The 16,291-nt window shown below is 73.5% G+C and carries 13 protein-coding genes; 9 read left to right on the forward strand and 4 right to left on the reverse strand.

What is annotated here, in order from left to right:
- Window positions 1-30 precede the first annotated feature (30 nt).
- From Actob_RS13865 to Actob_RS13900, 8 genes are all read left to right on the forward strand, one after another.
- Window positions 31-774 carry a response regulator transcription factor gene (locus Actob_RS13865; RefSeq protein ID WP_284920572.1) on the forward strand — a complete coding sequence of 248 codons (744 nt, stop codon included), beginning with the start codon at window positions 31-33 and terminating at the stop codon, window positions 772-774.
- Window positions 775-782: 8 nt separating this feature from the next.
- Window positions 783-2,270 (forward strand): sensor histidine kinase, encoded by a 1,488-nt coding sequence (locus Actob_RS13870; protein ID WP_284920573.1) that lies wholly within the window; start codon window positions 783-785, stop codon window positions 2,268-2,270.
- Window positions 2,271-2,334: 64 nt separating this feature from the next.
- The gene (locus tag Actob_RS13875; protein WP_284920574.1) at window positions 2,335-3,543 is read left to right on the forward strand and encodes an efflux RND transporter periplasmic adaptor subunit; all 1,209 of its coding nucleotides are present in this window, start codon (window positions 2,335-2,337) and stop codon (window positions 3,541-3,543) included.
- Window positions 3,540-4,364, forward strand: coding sequence for an ABC transporter ATP-binding protein (locus Actob_RS13880; RefSeq protein ID WP_407653638.1), 825 nt, complete (start codon window positions 3,540-3,542; stop codon window positions 4,362-4,364). Before Actob_RS13875 ends, Actob_RS13880 begins: the two co-directional genes overlap by 4 nt.
- Window positions 4,361-5,584 carry an ABC transporter permease gene (locus tag Actob_RS13885; RefSeq protein WP_284920575.1) on the forward strand — a complete coding sequence of 408 codons (1,224 nt, stop codon included), beginning with the start codon at window positions 4,361-4,363 and terminating at the stop codon, window positions 5,582-5,584. Before Actob_RS13880 ends, Actob_RS13885 begins: the two co-directional genes overlap by 4 nt.
- Before the next feature lie 19 nt (window positions 5,585-5,603).
- The gene (locus Actob_RS13890) at window positions 5,604-6,251 is read left to right on the forward strand and encodes a hypothetical protein (protein WP_284920576.1); all 648 of its coding nucleotides are present in this window, start codon (window positions 5,604-5,606) and stop codon (window positions 6,249-6,251) included.
- A 58-nt stretch (window positions 6,252-6,309) separates the two neighbouring features.
- Window positions 6,310-9,087: an AAA family ATPase gene (locus Actob_RS13895; protein WP_284920577.1), complete on the forward strand. Its 2,778-nt coding sequence runs from the start codon at window positions 6,310-6,312 to the stop codon at window positions 9,085-9,087.
- Window positions 9,088-9,295: 208 nt separating this feature from the next.
- Window positions 9,296-9,541, forward strand: coding sequence for a hypothetical protein (locus tag Actob_RS13900; RefSeq protein WP_284920578.1), 246 nt, complete (start codon window positions 9,296-9,298; stop codon window positions 9,539-9,541).
- A gap of 449 nt (window positions 9,542-9,990) precedes the next feature.
- Here Actob_RS13900 and Actob_RS13905 read toward each other — a convergent pair whose 3' ends face one another.
- The 4 genes from Actob_RS13905 to Actob_RS13920 form a co-directional block, all read right to left on the reverse strand.
- Window positions 9,991-10,992 (reverse strand): TerC family protein, encoded by a 1,002-nt coding sequence (locus tag Actob_RS13905; protein WP_284920579.1) that lies wholly within the window; start codon window positions 10,990-10,992, stop codon window positions 9,991-9,993.
- 69 nt (window positions 10,993-11,061) lie between these two features.
- Entirely contained in the window at window positions 11,062-12,060 is a 999-nt protein-coding gene (locus Actob_RS13910; protein ID WP_284920580.1) for a hypothetical protein, read from the reverse strand.
- Window positions 12,057-14,021 carry a hypothetical protein gene (locus Actob_RS13915; RefSeq protein ID WP_284920581.1) on the reverse strand — a complete coding sequence of 655 codons (1,965 nt, stop codon included), beginning with the start codon at window positions 14,019-14,021 and terminating at the stop codon, window positions 12,057-12,059. Before Actob_RS13915 ends, Actob_RS13910 begins: the two co-directional genes overlap by 4 nt.
- A 450-nt stretch (window positions 14,022-14,471) precedes the next feature.
- Window positions 14,472-15,233 carry a dioxygenase family protein gene (locus tag Actob_RS13920; protein WP_284922317.1) on the reverse strand — a complete coding sequence of 254 codons (762 nt, stop codon included), beginning with the start codon at window positions 15,231-15,233 and terminating at the stop codon, window positions 14,472-14,474.
- Between the two features lie 406 nt (window positions 15,234-15,639).
- Here Actob_RS13920 and Actob_RS13925 point away from each other — a divergent pair, with 406 nt between their 5' ends.
- The gene (locus Actob_RS13925; protein ID WP_284920582.1) at window positions 15,640-16,290 is read left to right on the forward strand and encodes a GOLPH3/VPS74 family protein; all 651 of its coding nucleotides are present in this window, start codon (window positions 15,640-15,642) and stop codon (window positions 16,288-16,290) included.
- The last annotated feature ends 1 nt before the right edge of the window (window position 16,291 follow it).

Consider the following 16,291-nt stretch of genomic DNA (forward strand, 5'->3'; position numbering starts at 1 on the left):
GCTCAAAGAAAACGTTGATACATCTGTGCGGTGCTTTCCGAGACCCGCTACCCCAGGACCGTCGGCGACACGCCGGCGCGGCCCACCCGCGTCCTCGTCGTGGACGACGAGCCGAACATCTCCGCGCTGCTCAGCGCCACCCTGCGGCTCGTCGCCTTCGACGTGCGGGTGGCCGGGACGGGCACCGCCGCGCTGCTGGCGGTGGGCGCGTTCGAGCCGGACCTGATCGTGCTCGACGTGATGCTGCCGGACGTGGACGGGTTCGAGGTGGCCCGCCGGCTGCGCGCCGCCGGGCACCGGACCCCGGTGCTGTTCCTCACCGCCCGGGACACGGTCGAGGACCGGATCCTCGGGCTCTCGGCCGGCGCCGACGACTACGTCACCAAGCCGTTCAGCCTCGAGGAGGTGGTGCTACGGATCCGCGCCATCCTGCGGCGCAGCCGGCCGGCGGAGCCGGGACCGGACACCGGGATGCTCCGGTACGCCGACCTGGAGCTGGACGAGGACGCCCACGAGGTACGCCGGGCGGGTCGCCTGATCGAGCTGTCGCCGACCGAGTTCAACCTGCTCCGGTACCTGATGATCAACGCCGGTCGGGTGGTCAGCAAGGCACAGATCCTGGACCGGGTGTGGAAGTACGACTTCGGTGGCGACGGCCGGATCGTCGAGTCGTACGTCTACTACCTGCGCCGCAAGATCGACAAGACCGAGCCGGCGCTGATCCATACCGTGCGCGGCGTGGGCTACGCACTCAGGCTGCCGCGCGAAGAGTGAAGGGTCCGATGCCGATCCCGGGTGACGCGCGGGGCGGTTGGCGGGGACCGACCCGCTGGCGGCACTGGACGCTGCGGTCCCGCCTCGTCCTGGTCGTCGGCATCCTCGCCGCGATCGCCCTGATCGCCGCGAACGTCGCCGGCGTCGTGCTGATCCGCGGCTACCTGGTGGAGCGGATCGACAAGCAGCTCACCGGGATGGCCCGGCCGATGGAGTTCGCCACCCAGCAGCAGGACGACAGCTTCGGCCCGCGCAACCGCTTCTTCCGGGTCGGCCCGGACCAGGTCGCCTACCTCTACCGGGCGGACGGCACACTGGACACCGGGCGCAGCTACCCGGCCGGCGACACCCGGCCGGCGGTCCCGTCGTTCGACGCGCTGGCGAAGCGGGCGGCCACCGCGGATCCGTACACCGTCACCGCCCCGGACGGCACCGGCTGGCGGGTGATCGCGCTGCCGGTCGGCACCACCGGCGGCTACGCGCTGTTCGGCTCCTCGCTGGCCGAGGTGCGGCAGACCAGCGACCGGCTGCTGGTCATCGACGCCGGCGTGCTGCTGCTGATCCTGGCCCTGCTCGGCCTCGGCGCCGCCTACGTGGTCCGGCTCGGCCTGCGCCCGCTGACCGAGATGGAGCACGCGGCCGCGGACATCTCCGGCGGCGACCTCACCCGGCGGGTGCCCGGCGCCGACCCGCACACCGAACCCGGCCGGCTCGGCCTGGCGCTCAACCTGATGCTCAGCCGGATCGAGGCCGAGGTTGCCGAGCGCACCGCTGCCGAGCAGCGGCTGCGCCAGTTCGTCGCGGACGCCTCGCACGAGCTGCGGACCCCGCTCACCTCGATCCGCGGCTTCGCCGAGCTGTACCGGCGCGGCGGCGCCCCGCCCGGCCCGCTGCTGGACGAGACGATGAGCCGGATCGAGGGCGAGGCCGGCCGGATGGGCGTACTCGTCGAGGACCTGCTGATGCTGGCCCGCCTGGACCGGCAGCGGACCCTGGACCTGCGCCGGGTGGACCTGCTGGAGATCGCCGCGGACACCATCCGGGACGCGCACGCCCGGGTACCCGGCCGCCAGGTGCTGCTGGCCGGGCTCAGCGACGACGCGGACACCTTCGAGCCGGCCACCGTGCTCGGCGACGACCACGGGCTGCGCCAGGTGGTGACGAATCTGGTGGCCAACGCGCTGCACCACACCCCGGACGGCACGCGGGTCACGGTCCGGGTCGGGCACACCGGCGGGTCAGCGGAGCCGATGGCGGTGCTGGAGGTGGAGGACGACGGCCCCGGCGTGCCCGCCGAGCACGCCCCGCGGATCTTCGAGCGGTTGTACCGGGCCGACCCGAGCCGCAACCGGGCCAGCGGCGGCGGATCCGGCCTGGGGCTGGCCATCGCGGCGACCATCGTGCGGGGGCACGGCGGCACCGTCGCGCTGCACGAGACGCCGGGCGGCGGCGCCACGTTCCGTGTCCTGCTCCCGTCCGCCGGTGACGCGGCGTGAGATTCCGAGCTGGCTCCGAGGTTTCCCACAAAGTCCTCCAAGGCCGCTCCCCGAGAGTGTGGCCATGAGGGTAAGTCTGAGCCGCCACCCGTCCCTGGTGGTCAACGCCGTGATCGGCGTGATGCTCGTAGCCGGGGCCAGCACGGTGTACGAGACGTTCTCCGGATCCGACGACGGGGGAACGGCCGCGGTGGCCGCCGAGCGCACGGTCACCGTCCAGCGGGGCACGGTCACCAAGACCGTTACCGCGGACGGCACCGTGGCGAGCTCGACCACCGCGAGCGCCAGCTTCGAGACCGGCGGAACGGTCACCGCGATCAGCGTGCGGGTCGGTGACAAGGTCAAGAAGGGCCAGGTGCTGGCGAAGGTCGACCCGGCGGCTGCCCAGCGCACCCTGGCCGCCGCCGAGGCCGACCTGGACGCCGCGAACGACGCGCTGGACCGCGCGCAGGACGCCGGCTCGGACACCTCGGACGCCGAGAACCAGGTGGCGCAGGCCCAGCTCGCTGTCGACGACGCCGAGGCCGGGGTGGCCGGCACGGTGCTCAAGGCGCCGATGGCCGGCACCGTCACCTCGGTGAGCGGCACGATCGGCAGTTCCGCCGCCGGCACCGGCTCGGCCAGCTCGTCCTCCGGTGGCGCGCAGGGCGGCGGCTCGTCGCAGGGCGGCAGCTCCTCGTCGAGCGCGAGCTCCACGGGCTTCATCGAGATCGCCGACCTGACCAGGATGTCCGTCTCGGCCGGCTTCGCCGAGGCGGATGCCACCCAGCTCAAGGAGAACCAGGTCGCCACGGTCACCTGGAACGCGCTGAGCGGCACCAGCCAGAGCGCCAAGGTCACCGCGATCGACCCGGCCGCCACCACCTCGAACAGCGTGGTCACCTACGGCGTCACGCTGAGCCTGGACAAGGTGCCGGCCGGCGCGAAGGTCGGGCAGACCGTCTCGGTGGTGGTGACCACCGGCGCCAAGACGAACGTCCTGATGGTCAACTCGGCGGCGATCACCACCGCCGGCAAGCGGCACACGGTCACCGTCGTCGCCGGCGGCGTCCAGGAGACCCGGTCGGTGGAGGTCGGCCTGGCGGGCGACACGGCCACCGAGATCACCTCCGGGCTCACCGCCGGCGAGCAGGTCGTCGTCAAGACCACCTCGACCAGCGGCGGCAGCGGTACCACCGGCGGCTTCCCGGGCGGCGGCACCTTCGGCGGCGGCGGGAACTTCGGCGGCGGCGGGAACTTCGGCGGCGGCGGTGCACCGGGCGGTGGCCGATGAGCCGCCCCGTCCTCGAGGTGCGGGACCTCAAGAAGATCTACGGTACGGGTGAGGCCACCGTCCACGCCCTGCGTGGCGTGTCGATGACGGTGCACCGCGGCGACTACGTGGCGATCATGGGTTCGTCCGGCTCCGGCAAGTCCACCCTGATGAACATCCTCGGTGCCCTCGACGTACCCAGCCACGGCAGGTACCTGCTGGACGGGGTGGACGTCGGCAGCCTCTCCGACGGTCAGCTCGCGCTGGCCCGGAACCGGCTGATCGGCTTCATCTTCCAGGCGTTCAACCTCATCCCGCGGACCACCGCCCTGGCCAACGTGGAGCTGCCCCTGGCGTACGCCGGGGTGCGTCCCGGACAGCGGCGCCGCCGCGCGATGGCGGCCCTGGACATCGTCGGTCTCGCGGACCGCGCCGACCACGAGCCCAACCAGCTCTCCGGCGGCCAGCAGCAGCGCGTCGCGGTGGCCCGGGCCCTGGTCACCGAGCCGGCCCTGCTGCTCGCCGACGAGCCCACCGGCAACCTGGACAGCAAGTCCACCGACGACGTGCTGCGGGTCTTCGACGACCTGAGCGCGGCCGGCCGGACCATCGTGATCATCACGCACGAGGACGAGGTGGGCGCCCGGGCCAAGCGGCTGATCCGCCTGGTCGACGGCGCGATCGTCACCGACGTGCGGCAGTCCCCGATCGACCGGGCGCCGGTCGGCGCCGCCGCCGCGCACGCCAGGGTGCGGGCGGTCGCGGCCGGGCATCTCGCGGCCGGCCACGGGGTGGCTGCCCGCGCCTCGGTCCACCAGTCCGGTGGGCGGCACGGCGCGTGAACTTCTTCGAGGTAGTCAGGTTCTCGCTGCGCGGGCTCTCGGCGAACAAGCTGCGCTCCGCGCTCACCATGCTCGGCATCCTGATCGGTGTCGCCGCGGTGATCCTGCTGGTAGCCGTCGGCAACGGCTCGGCCAAGGCGATCAGCGACCGGATCGAGGCGCTGGGCACCAACACCGTCACCGTGCTGAGCACCGGCCGGGGCGGCTCCAGCAGCACCGCGCTGACCAGGAAGATGGCCGACGCCCTGGTCGACCCGGAACTGGCCCCGGACATCAAGTCGGTCTCGCCGGTGGTCAGCGCGTCGTCGGCGACCATGACGTACGAGGGCACCGACCACGCGGTGAGCACCTTCGTCGGCACCACGCCGGACTGGTTCGGCGCGTCCAGCACCCCGGTCGAGAGGGGCGCGTCATTCACCGCCGACGACGTGGCCCAGGGCCGCCGGGTGGTGGTGATCGGGCAGACCGTCGCCGAGGAGCTCTTCCCCGGCATCGACCCGGTCGGCAAGCAGGTCACCGTGAACGGCGCGCTGTTCACCGTGGTCGGCGTGCTCAAGGAGAAGAGCTCCACCGGTTTCCAGGACTCCAACGACACCGCCGTCGCCCCGCTCAGCGCGGTCCAGCAGGTCCTCGCCGGGTACGGCTCGCTCACCTCGATCATCGTGGCGGCCAAGGACCCGGACCGGGTCGACGCCGTGCAGAGCGAGGTCGCCACCATCCTCGACCAGCAGCTGAAGGTGAAGTCGGCGACCTCCTCGTCCGGTACCGGCACCAGCAGCACGCCGTACCGGATCCAGAACGCGTCGTCGCTGCTGGAGACGCAGACCGAGACCGCCGACACGTTCACCACCCTGCTCGGCGCGGTGGCCGCGATCAGCCTGCTGGTCGGCGGCATCGGCATCACCAACATCATGCTGGTCACGGTCACCGAACGGACCCGGGAGATCGGCATCCGCAAGGCGCTCGGCGCGCCCCGCCGGGTGATCCTGACCCAGTTCCTGATCGAGGCGACCCTGCTGAGCGTGCTCGGCGGCGCCCTCGGTGTGGCGGCCGCGCTGATCGGCAGTCACTTCACGATCGTCGGGGTGAAACCGGTGATCGTGCCCAGTTCGATCGGGCTCGCCGTCGGTGTGTCCGTCGCGATCGGGCTGTTCTTCGGCGGCCTGCCCGCCGCCCGCGCCGCCCGCCTGCGTCCCATCGACGCGCTGCGCTACGAGTGAGGACTCCGCTGTGAACCGGATGAACGACGAGACCGCCATCCTGCCGGCCGTGTCGGCCCCCGCCGGCTCTTCCGGGCCGATCCCCGCCGGCTCGTCCGTGCCGGCCCCCGCCGGCCCGCCCGGACCCGGCGACGCCGGCCACGAGGGCCTGGCCGAGGAACTCGCCGCGGCCGCGCCGAAGAGGTGGTGGGACAGGGGCACCATCGGGCTCGGCGTCGGCCTGCTGCTGATGGGTGGCTTCCTCGGCGGGGTCTACGCGCAGAAGCAGTGGGGCACCGCCACGTCCGCCACCGCCGGGTTCCCGGGCGCCGGCAACCGGTCCGGCGGCTTCCCGTCCGGCCTGAGCGCGAGCGGCTTCCCCGGCGGCGGCGCCTTCGGTGGCGGCGGCACCACCGGCGGCACCACCGGCACTGGCACCCAGGGCAGCACCGGGACCACCGCGGCCGGCACCACCGGCAAGGTCAAGCTCGTCAACGGCAAGACCATCTACGTGGAGACCGCTGACGGCACCGTGGTCACCGTCCGCACCGACGGCGGGACCACCGTGGCGACCGCCAAGAAGGGCAAGCTCAGCGACGTCAAGGCCGGCGACTCGGTGACGATCGAGGGGGAGACCGGCACCGACGGCTCGGTCACCGCGACCTCGGTGACCTCGCGACGCAAGTGACGAACTAGCCATTGATGACCAGGCCTCTCGCTCCCTAGGCTGAGCCCAGATCTAGGGGGTGAGCCGCGTGCAGCGCGACCTGCCCACACTGCACGGCCGGGAGGCGCTGCTCGCGGAGATCGACGCGAGGCTCGCCGCCGGCGGCGGGGTGGCCCTGTACGGGCCGTCCGGCATCGGAAAGACCGCTCTCCTGGACGCCGTCGCCGAGCAGGCGACCGTCCGGGGCGAGCTGGTCCTGCGCCTGCGGCCGGCGCGCGGCGAGCGCATGCTGGCCTGGGCGGGAGTCGCCGACCTGATCCGCCAGATGCCGCCGGGCGCGGTCGCGGCCCTCCCACCCGCCGCCCGCAACGCGCTCGCGGCCCTCCGGCAGGGCCGGCCGCCGCGCACCGGCGGGCCGGCCCTGGCCCGGCGCCTGCTCCTGCCGGCCCTGCTCGCGCACTGCTCGCGCAGCGGCCCGGTACTGCTGGTCCTCGACGACGTACAGTGGCTCGACGAGGAGTCGGCAGCGCTGCTCGCCTTCGCGATGCGCCGCCGCCCCGGCCCGCGGATCCGGGCGCTCACCGCCGAGCGCCGGCCGGACCGCGCCGACCGTCGCCGTGCCGCCCGGCTCTGCCCGTCCCCGGTCACCGAGCTGGCCGTGCCGCCGCTGGCCCCCGACGACCTGAGCGCCATGCTGGAGGCCCGGGGCCTGCCCTGCCGGACGGCCAGCGGACTGCACCGGGCCAGCGCCGGCAACCCGTTCCTCGCCCTCGCGCTGGGCAGCACCGGTGGCGACGGCGCCGCCTGGCGGCCGGCCCCGCTGCCCGAGATCGCCCGTGACCTGGCCCGGGAACGCCTCGGTTGCCTGTCCGCCGAGGTGAACCAGACGCTGCTGGTGGCGGCGCTGGCCACCGACCCGACGGTGACCCTGCTGCTGCGCGCCGGGCGGGACGACGCCGACCGGGAGCTGCGACTGGCCGCCGCGGCCGGGGTCGTCGAGATCACCGGCGAGGCGATCCGGTTCACGCCGCCACTGATCGCGCAGGTGCTGATCGAGGAGACGCCGGCTTCCCGGCGTACCGAAACTCATGCCGCACTCGCCGCTGCCGCGCTCGACCCCCTGGACGCCCTGCGGCATCGCGCCCTGCGCAGCGCCCGCCCGGACGCGGCCACCGCCCGGCGGCTGGCGGCCGCCGCCGACCAATGCGTGGCGCGCGGCGCGGACCGGACCGCCGCCGAGTTCTACCTGCTCGCCGCCGAGCGCAGCCCGCACCAGCTGGCCGCCGCGCGGCTCGACTGGCTGGTCGCCGCGGCCCGCACCGCGCTCACCGGCGGCGCGCCCGGCCTGGCCGGCCGGGCCGCCGAGGCGGTGATCGCCGCCGACGCGCCGGCCGGGCACCGGGTCCGCGCCCGGGTGGTGCTGATCGACCTGGCCGGGCAGGCGCTGGGCGAGATGGGGGAGATGTTCGCGGCGGCGCTCGCCGAGGCCGGCGACGACCCGGCGCTGCTCGCCCCGGTCCGGCTGCGCCTCACCTGGCAGGCGATGATCACCGGCGATCCGGACCGGGCCGCTTCCGAGGCCCGCGCCACCGCCGGGATCGCCCGCCGGGCCGGCGACGCCACCAGCGAGGCGATGGCGCTCAGCGGCCTGGCCCAGATCCAGCGGATGCGCGGCGAGCCGCAGTGGCGCGACTCGCTGGCCCGGGCCCTCGCGCTGCCCGCCTCGCCGGCGCCGGACTGGCTGCATTACGGCCCGCACTACATGGCCGCCCGGTTCGCCCTGATCGACGACCGGCTCGACGAGGCTCGCGCCGAACTGCTGCGCCTGCTCGCGGTCGCCGAACACGACCGGATCGGCGAGGCCCGGGTCGAGGTGCTGCGCAGCCTGTCCGAGGTGGCGGCGCGGGCCGGCCGCTGCCGGGAGGCCTTACGGTACGCCCACCGCGCGGTGCAAGCCGCGCAGGAGGCCGGCCTGAGCCCCGGTCCCACCTGGTACACCGCCGCCGTGGCGGAGCTGGCCGGTGGCAGCCTGGCCGCCGCCGCGGGTTTCGCCCGGCGCGGCATCCGCGCCTCCGAGCAGGAGGGCGACAACCTCTACCTGCGCCGTAACCTGCACGCCCTGGGCCAGGCGCAGCTGCGCTCCGGCGACACCCGGGCCGGGGTGGCCGCCCTGCGCCGGCTGCGCGAGCTGGAGGCCGAGGCCGGCAGCTCCGACCCGATGATCGTCCGCTGGCACGCCGACCTGGCCACCGGCCTGGCCGCCCTCGGCGAGCACGTCGAGGCGGCGGACACCCTGGCCGGCGCGCGCAAGGCCGCCGAGCGACTGGGCAGCACCCCGGCGCTGGCCGGATACCTGGACCGGGCCACCGCCATCGTGCACTCGGAGAGCGGCCAGGCGGACTCGGCGGTCGAGTTGTCCACCGCCGCCGCGACCCTCTTCGAACAGCTGCGGCAGCCGGTGGAGCAGGGCCACGCGTTGCTGGTGGCCGGGGGAGCGGAACGCCGCCGCCGCCGGTACGCGGCGGCCCGCCTGCTGATCGGCGCCGCTCTGTCGATCTTCCTGGCCGCCGATGCCCGGCCGTGGGCCGAGGAGACCGAGCGGGCCCTGGCGCGCACCGAGGGCAGCATCGCCCCGGAGCAGGGGCTGACCTCCACCGAGTTGCGGATCGCCGGGCTGGTCCGGGACGGCGCCAGCAACCGCGAGATCGCCTCCCGCCTGTACCTGAGCGTGAAGACGGTCGAGGCGACGCTGACCCGCGTCTACCGCAAGCTCGGCGTCCGCTCCCGCACTCAGCTCTCCTCCCGGTTGCAGGCGGTCGACGCCGGCCCGCTCCCGGAGCCCACCTCACCGGCGTGATCCCGGCCTCCTCGTGCCCGAGGTCACCCCACCGTCCTGACCAGGAACTCCGCGACGCAGAGTGACCTGGATAACCGTGATCCGGTGGCGGCGGTCACTTTCGTCTTCCAGGTTTTACCAGGTCGATTTGGGGATGAAGCACGGGATCGGCATTGTTGTGGGCGGAAGCGACGAGGCTTTCTCCGTCACTATCCGTTAGGAGCGCCTGATGCCGTCAATCCGTAGGATCCGAACCTCCATCGTCAACCGTCTCGCCGAGCGCCGTGCCCACCGCCGGCTGAGCGAGGAACTCGCGGCGTTCCGCACCGCCGCCGAGCGCACCGAACTCGACCTGATGCTGGGCCGGCACACCGCCGAGCAGACCCGGGAGATCGAGGCCATCCTGGCCCAGCAGGACGCCGGGCGCCGCAACCACGCCACGGTGCAGTCCGGCGTTGGCGGTTTCCGCGCCTGACCCCACACTGAACATCGGGTCGCTGGCCGACCCGGGTGGGTTACGCCGCGCGTCCGGACCGTCCCCGGACTGCGCGGGCGGGCCCGCGACCGCCCCCGGCACCCCGTGCGCCGGGGGCGGTTCCACGTCCGGGGCCGTTTCTCGTGCCGGATCCATTTCTCGCGCCCGGGCCGTCTCACGTGCGGGGCGGTTTCACCTGCCCGGGGCTCTCATGCGGTGGCGGTTTCACCTGCCCAAGCTCACCTGCGGAGCGATTCCTGCCCGGGCTCACCTGCGGGGCGGTTCCCTGCCCGGGCTCCCGTGCGGGGCGGTTTCACCTGTCCGGGCGGCTTTGCGTTGGCGGCCGTGGAGCGGGTGGAGGGCGGCGCCGCGGTGGATCTCGGCGAGTGCGGCGCCGCCGGTGGACGTCGCGTTGGGGTGCGCGCGGTGGGCGTACCGGAAAGGGTTGATCAGTCCTCGGATCGGCGGTCGGGGTGGGCGTGGAGGCTGCCGGCGTGGGCCGTCAGGGACGGGTCGCGCCGCGACTTGATCAGACTGGCGACGGTGGTGATGACCAGGATGCCGATGATCACGATCAGCGAGACCGGCGTGCTGACCTCGGGGAACGCGTCGTTCAGCGACTTGTGCGCCCAGTGCAGCACCAGTTTCACGCCGATGAAGGCGAGGATCACGGCGAGCCCGGTGGACAGGTAGACCAGACGGTCGAGCAGGCCCTTGACCAGGAAGAAAAGGGCGCGCAGGCCGAGCAGGGCGAAGGCGTTGGCGACGAAGACGATGTACGCCTCCTCGGTCACGCCGAACACCGCGGGGATCGAGTCGAGCGCGAACAGGATGTCCGTGCTGCCGATCGCCAGCAGTACCAGGAACAGCGGGGTGACCATCCGTCGCCCGCCGACCCGGGTGATCATCTTGCCCTCGACGTAGTCGTCGGTGACCGGCAGGAAGCGGCGACCGGCGCGGACCAGGGCGTTGTCCTCGATGCTCGGATCCTCGTCGCGGTGCCGGAAGAGCTGCACGGCCGTGTAGATCAGGATCAGGCCGAAGATCAGGAACATGAACGAGAACAGGTTGAGCAGCGTCGCGCCGAGCGCGATGAAGACCACCCGCAGGACCAGCGCGATGATGATCCCGAAGGTAAGCACCTCCTGCTGGTAACGCTCCGGCACCGCGAAGGTGCTCATGATGATGACGAAGACGAACAGGTTGTCGACGGACAGGCTCTTCTCGACGATGTAGCCGGCGAAGTACTCCGTGCCATACGTCCAGCCGGCGACCTGTGCGAACACCAGCCCGAACGCGACAGCGACGGCGATGTAGAAGATCGACCAGCCGGCGGCCTCGCGGAAGCCGACGACGTGTGGACGCAACACCCCCAACGTCAGGTCGAGGGCGAGCAGGGCGACGATGACGCCGATCGTCAGGGTCCAGCCGAGCGCGGTGACCTCAAGCATGCTCAAAGCATCCCTAAAGTTTCTGCAAAAAGTGCCGGGACTTCGCTGCAAGATCCCTGTAAACCGGTGTCAGCCGGCGTCCACGTAGACGAAACCGCCGGAGTACGGGTGGGTGCCGAGCCGGATCCGGTACACGCCCGGCCGGTCGAAGCAGAGCGTGCCGCGCGCCCGCGCGGGCACCGTTCCGGCCGGTGTGGCATAGGAGCGGGCGGACCGGTTGTCGACCAGCACGCAGCCACCCGTCCGGATGCGCAACCACTCCGGCCGGAACCGGTCGACCCGGACGACGGTGACCGGCGGGCCGCCGCGGGACAGGGCGGCCGCCGCGCGCTCCGGCGCGCTCACCTGCCACGGCCGGTGCCAGAGCACGACGGCGGCGACCGCGAGGACCAGGATGACCGCGACGCTGTGCCGGCCCATCCGGCGCAGGGCGGCGTCGGTGGCGTCCAGGTTCTGCGCCAGCCGGCCGACCGGCCAGCCGTAACACACGTGGGCGCCGTAGGCGATCACGATCGGCACGGGGTGGCCGCTCAGGCCGTAGCGCGTGGCGAACGGGCCGAGGATCGCCACCGTCTCCAGCAGCAGTCCCCACCCGACGCCCCAGGGCCACGGCCGGCGAGCCGCGAGCACCGCGTAGGCGATGCCGAACGTCACGCCGTTCGACAGGTGGTAGAGCCAGCCCAGGGTGGTGGTGAGGGCGGAGGAGGCGGAGGCGTCGGCGACGAGGATGCCGTACGTCTCGACGGGCGCGAAGACCCGCAGGCCGGCCAGCGCGAACGGGATCCGGGCCAGGTCGTAGCCGAGGGTGCCCAGGGCACCGGCGACCGCGCCGACCCGGATCCTGGCCCGCAGGTCCGCGCCGACGCCGGGCAGGGCCGGCAGGAGCGCCAGTACGGCCATCGCCGGGACGGAGACCAGCCAGAACACGGCGTGCATCGGCGCGACACCGTAGAGGTCGGCGAGCAGCGCCGCGATGGAACCGCCGCAGAGCAGGGCGACCGCCAGACGTGCGGGCCAGGGGTGCGGCGGGCGTTCCGGGGTGATGCGGCGCCGGGCGGCGGTGGTCATGGCTGTTGCGGGGGCACCGGTGGCCGGATGCGGTAGCGCGGGCCGGGGTCGGCGCGGCCACGTGCGGGCCGGTCGTCCGGCTGTGGGGTGCTGTCGGTACTGCGCTGTTCGTCGTGGTCCCGGTGCCGGCCGGGTCGTTCGCCGGCCTGCCGTCGCTGTGCCTCCTCGTCGGCCGGTGGCCGGTGAGCGTCGCCCGGCCCGGCTGGTTCCGGGCGTTCGGGTGCGTCCGGCATGAAGTCCTCCAGGTCGTCCCAGTCGACGCCGGGTGACCGGCCGGTCGCCGGGGGACCGGATGCCGGGGGATGCGGGATCGGGTGGACGCCTGCCGCGGCCGATCGGTAGACGTGTCCGAGACCGGGGTCGGCGGATTCGTAGGTGGCGGACCGGTAGATCGTGCCGCCCTCGCCCGACCCGGGCTGGGGGTGGGGAGGTGTACCCGCCAGGTGCCCGCCCGGTGGCACCTCCCACGGCGGTGCTCCGGAGCCGTCGGGGCGGGGCCGCGGGTGGTGGCCGCCTGGCGGCGCCTCCCACGGCGGTGCCCCGGAGCCGTCGGGGCGAGGCCACGGCCCGGAACGGGGTCGCGACGGCGCCTCGCGATCGAGGCGGGCCGATGATGCGGGTGCGGCCGGCGGTGGATCCGGCGTCTCCGGCAGTGGGGGCTGGCGGGGAGGCAGCGGTGCGTGGTGGTGCGGCGGGCGGTCGGGGTGTGCTCCGCCGGGTGGCGGGCGGTCGGGGTGTGCCTGGGCGGGCGGTGGCCGGTCGGGATGTGCCTGGGCGGGCGACGGGCGGTCGGGATGTGGCTCGGCGGTCGGTGGGCGGTCGGGGTGTGCCTCGGCGGGCGACAGGCGATCGGGGTGTGCCTCGGCGGGCGGTGGCCGGTCGCGGTGTGCTTCCGGGGGTGGTCCGGGATGCGGCCGTGGCCGTGGGATCCGCGGCCGGGGGTCGTTGCCGGCCCGGTCACTGCCGGTGCGGGCGTGCGCGACGGCCGCCGCGGCGCCCAGGCCCAGGCCCAGCAGCACGCCGAGCGCGGCGGACACCCCGCCGATCGAGGCCATCGTCAGCACGTGTGCGGCGCCGTCCGACCGCATCCAGGCGAGCACGCCCGCCAGCCCGAGATCCGAGCACGGGCGGCCGTCGGCGGTGACGCACTCGAGCCAGCCGCCGTCGTCGGCGTAGGCGCCGCGGACCCGCAGGGCCTGCACGGCCACCGTCGCGCCGGCCATCGCCAGGATCATCGCGGCGCGGGGACGCATCCCGCCGCGGACCAGCGAGACGGAGCCGGCCGCGGCGACCAGCCCGAGACCCAGTTTGATCGGCCAGTTGTCGATCACACCGTCCAGCAGCAGGCCGGTGGCCTCGCCGAGCATGACCATGAAGGGGCTGATCATCGCGGCCACCCGCGGCCCGGCCTTGGGCGCCACGATCCCGCACAGGCCGCGCCACACCCGGATCAGCGCGAAGTTCAGCACCACACCGATCGGTGAGGCGGCCAGTGCCACCAGGGCCAGCGCGAGCACCGCGGCGACCGCCGAGGAGATCGCCGTGGCGATCACCAGGGCGACGGCCAGGCCCCACAGCAGCATGGCGGCAGCGCCTGCCGGGTGGTCCGACATGGCGGCGGAGACACGCCGGGGAAACTCCGCGACGTCGGCCTTGAAGGCGGTCCAGCCACGCGTCCAGGCGTACGTGATGACCGCGCTGACCATCGTGAACAGGATCAGCCAGAACAGCCCGTTGCCGGTGTGCCCGTCGGCCGTGGCGGTCGTCGCGTCGCCCGGCGTGACCTCGCTGCCCTCGAGTCCGACCGCCATGGCGTACGTGTTCCAGGCCCAGCCGGTGAAGAACGCCAGCACGCTGAGGGCCACGGTGAGGCGCCAGTTGGCACGCGTCCAGTGCCGCCACTGGCGCATGACGTCACGGGTCCACCCCAATGCGTCCCGCAGTGTCATCGTCTCAGCCATGCCGACCACCCACCTGGGATCGGCGTCGGCGCCGTACGGCCGTGGCCGACCATCAACGACGGTAGGCACCCGTGGCCGTGCGGGGAAGGCGGCAGTCGCCTTTCCGTCCGCCGCGATCGCGGCGGTGATCAGCGGATTCCGCCGGACCGGGGTGGGACGGAAGGGGCCGGGCGCCGCCTGCCGACTCGCCCGGGCGTCGTCGGGCACGCCCGGTCCGGGCGGCGGGGCCGGCCGCGAGGGGAGTCGCGGGCGGCCCCGCCGGGCAGGGGGCCGGATGGTGGCGTGGGCCGGCTCGCCGGGGCCCGGACGTGGGGTGGCTCGCCGGGCGGTCCGGTGGTGCGGGGCGGGCCGGCGGGTGGTCCGGTGGTGCGGGGCGGGCCGGCGGGTTGGTCCGGTGGTGCGGGGCGGGCCGGCGGGTGGTCCGGTGGTGCCGGGCGGCCCGGCCGGTGGTCAGGCGGTGACGAAGGACCGTTTCGCCAGGCCCATCCAGAAGCCGTCGATGGGCTGGTCGGGTGCCTGGTCCGGGGTGCCGGAGGCGCCCAGGGTGAGGAACATCGGCGCGAAGTGCTCGATGGTCGGGTGGGCGTACGGCATGCCGGGCGCGACCGCGCGGAAGTCGGCGAGCTCGTCGACAGCGCCGCGGGCCAGGGTCTCGGCGGTCCACGCGTCGAACTCGCGGGACCAGCCGGGCGCCACCGCGTCGGTGCGCCAGTCGCGCAGGAACGGCAGGCCGTGCGTGGTGAAGCCGGAGCCGACGATCAGCACGCCCTCGTCGCGCAGCGGGGCCAGCCGGGCGCCGAGGTCGAGCAGGCGGTCCGGCTCGCACGTGGGCAGCGACATCTGCAGCACCGGGATGTCGGCCTCCGGGTACATCACGGTGAGCGGCACGTAGGCCCCGTGGTCGAGGCCGCGGTCGGTGCGGGCCACCGGCTCGCCGTCCGGCATCAGCGCGGCGACCTGGTCGGCCAGCACCGGTGCGCCGGGCGCGCGGTACTCGACCTGGTAGTAGTGCTGGGGGAAGCCGCCGAAGTCGTAGACCAGCGGGACGGTCTCGGTGGCGCCGAGCATCAGCGGAGCCGACTCCCAGTGCGCCGAGGCCATCAGGATCGCCTTCGGCCGGGGCAGGGTGGCGGCCAGCTCGCGCAGCTGCGCGACCCAGGTCGGGTCGTCGACCAGGGGCGGTGCGCCGTGGCTCAGGAACAGGGTGGGCATCCGCACGGGAACCTCCGTTGAAACTTCAACTATCTGACACCACCGTACGGGGAGATGGTTGATTCTTCAACTATCAGCACCGGCGCTCACGTACCGTAATTTTTGATCTTGATTGGTGACGCTCCGTCCAAGATGACGAATGTCAATGGGTCTGCTGCCGGGGATGCTGTTGTTGATCGTCGGCGTTTATTGATCGACGCTCGAAATCCCAGGCAGAAGCTGTGATCAACCTCGCCCACTGTGGAGCACCGTTTGATCCGCTGTGGACGTTGCCAAGTCCGATCGGGTTTGGCAGGCTACACGCGTCGCGCTGCGGGGAGCGCCGTGCAAGTGTTCGTGATACGTCACCTTGACTACTTTCGGTGAACTGCGCGGGCATTCCCAGGCGACGAGAGGAGAATCAGCCGTGGCGTTACCGCCGCAGCTACCGCCCGCGGACGATCTGTACCTGACCGCGCACGACACGATCCGCGGCAAGTCGCTGCTGTCCCCGGCGACCCTCGGGCTGGGTCTCGGCGCGGCGCTGCTCGGCGAGCTGATGCTGTGGCGCCGCGTCGACCTGATCGAGACCGAGCTGCTCGTCATCGACGAGCGCCCCACCGGCGACGCCGCCACCACCGCGCTGCTGGAGCAGATCCGCCGCGAGGCCGGTCAGCACGGCGTGCGCGACTGGATCGCCTACCTCTCCACCGGCATCGCCACCGAGCTGGTCGAACGCCGTCTCGCCCGGGGCGGCCTGATCCGGCGGCAGGAGAAACGCGGCCTGCTCGGCACCAAGATCTCGATGGTGCCGGCCGACTCGATGACCGCCGGCTGGCCGGCCACCCGGATCCGCACCAAGGTCTCCCGCGACGAGCAGCTCGACGTGGCCGACCTGCTGCTCGCCGGGCTGATCCTGGCCACCGGCCTGGACCAGCACGTGCTGGCCACCCTCAACGCCCGTGACCGGGCCCGGCTGTTCGACCAGTTCCGCCGGCTCTTCCCGGCGATGCTCCAGCATCTCGTCGCGCACGCCGAGGCCGCCGTCGGCGACGCCGTGATGGCCCGCCGCGCCTGAC

Origin of the sequence: Actinoplanes oblitus, assembly GCF_030252345.1 — a bacterium.
GTDB classification, from domain to species: Bacteria; Actinomycetota; Actinomycetes; order Mycobacteriales; family Micromonosporaceae; genus Actinoplanes; species Actinoplanes oblitus.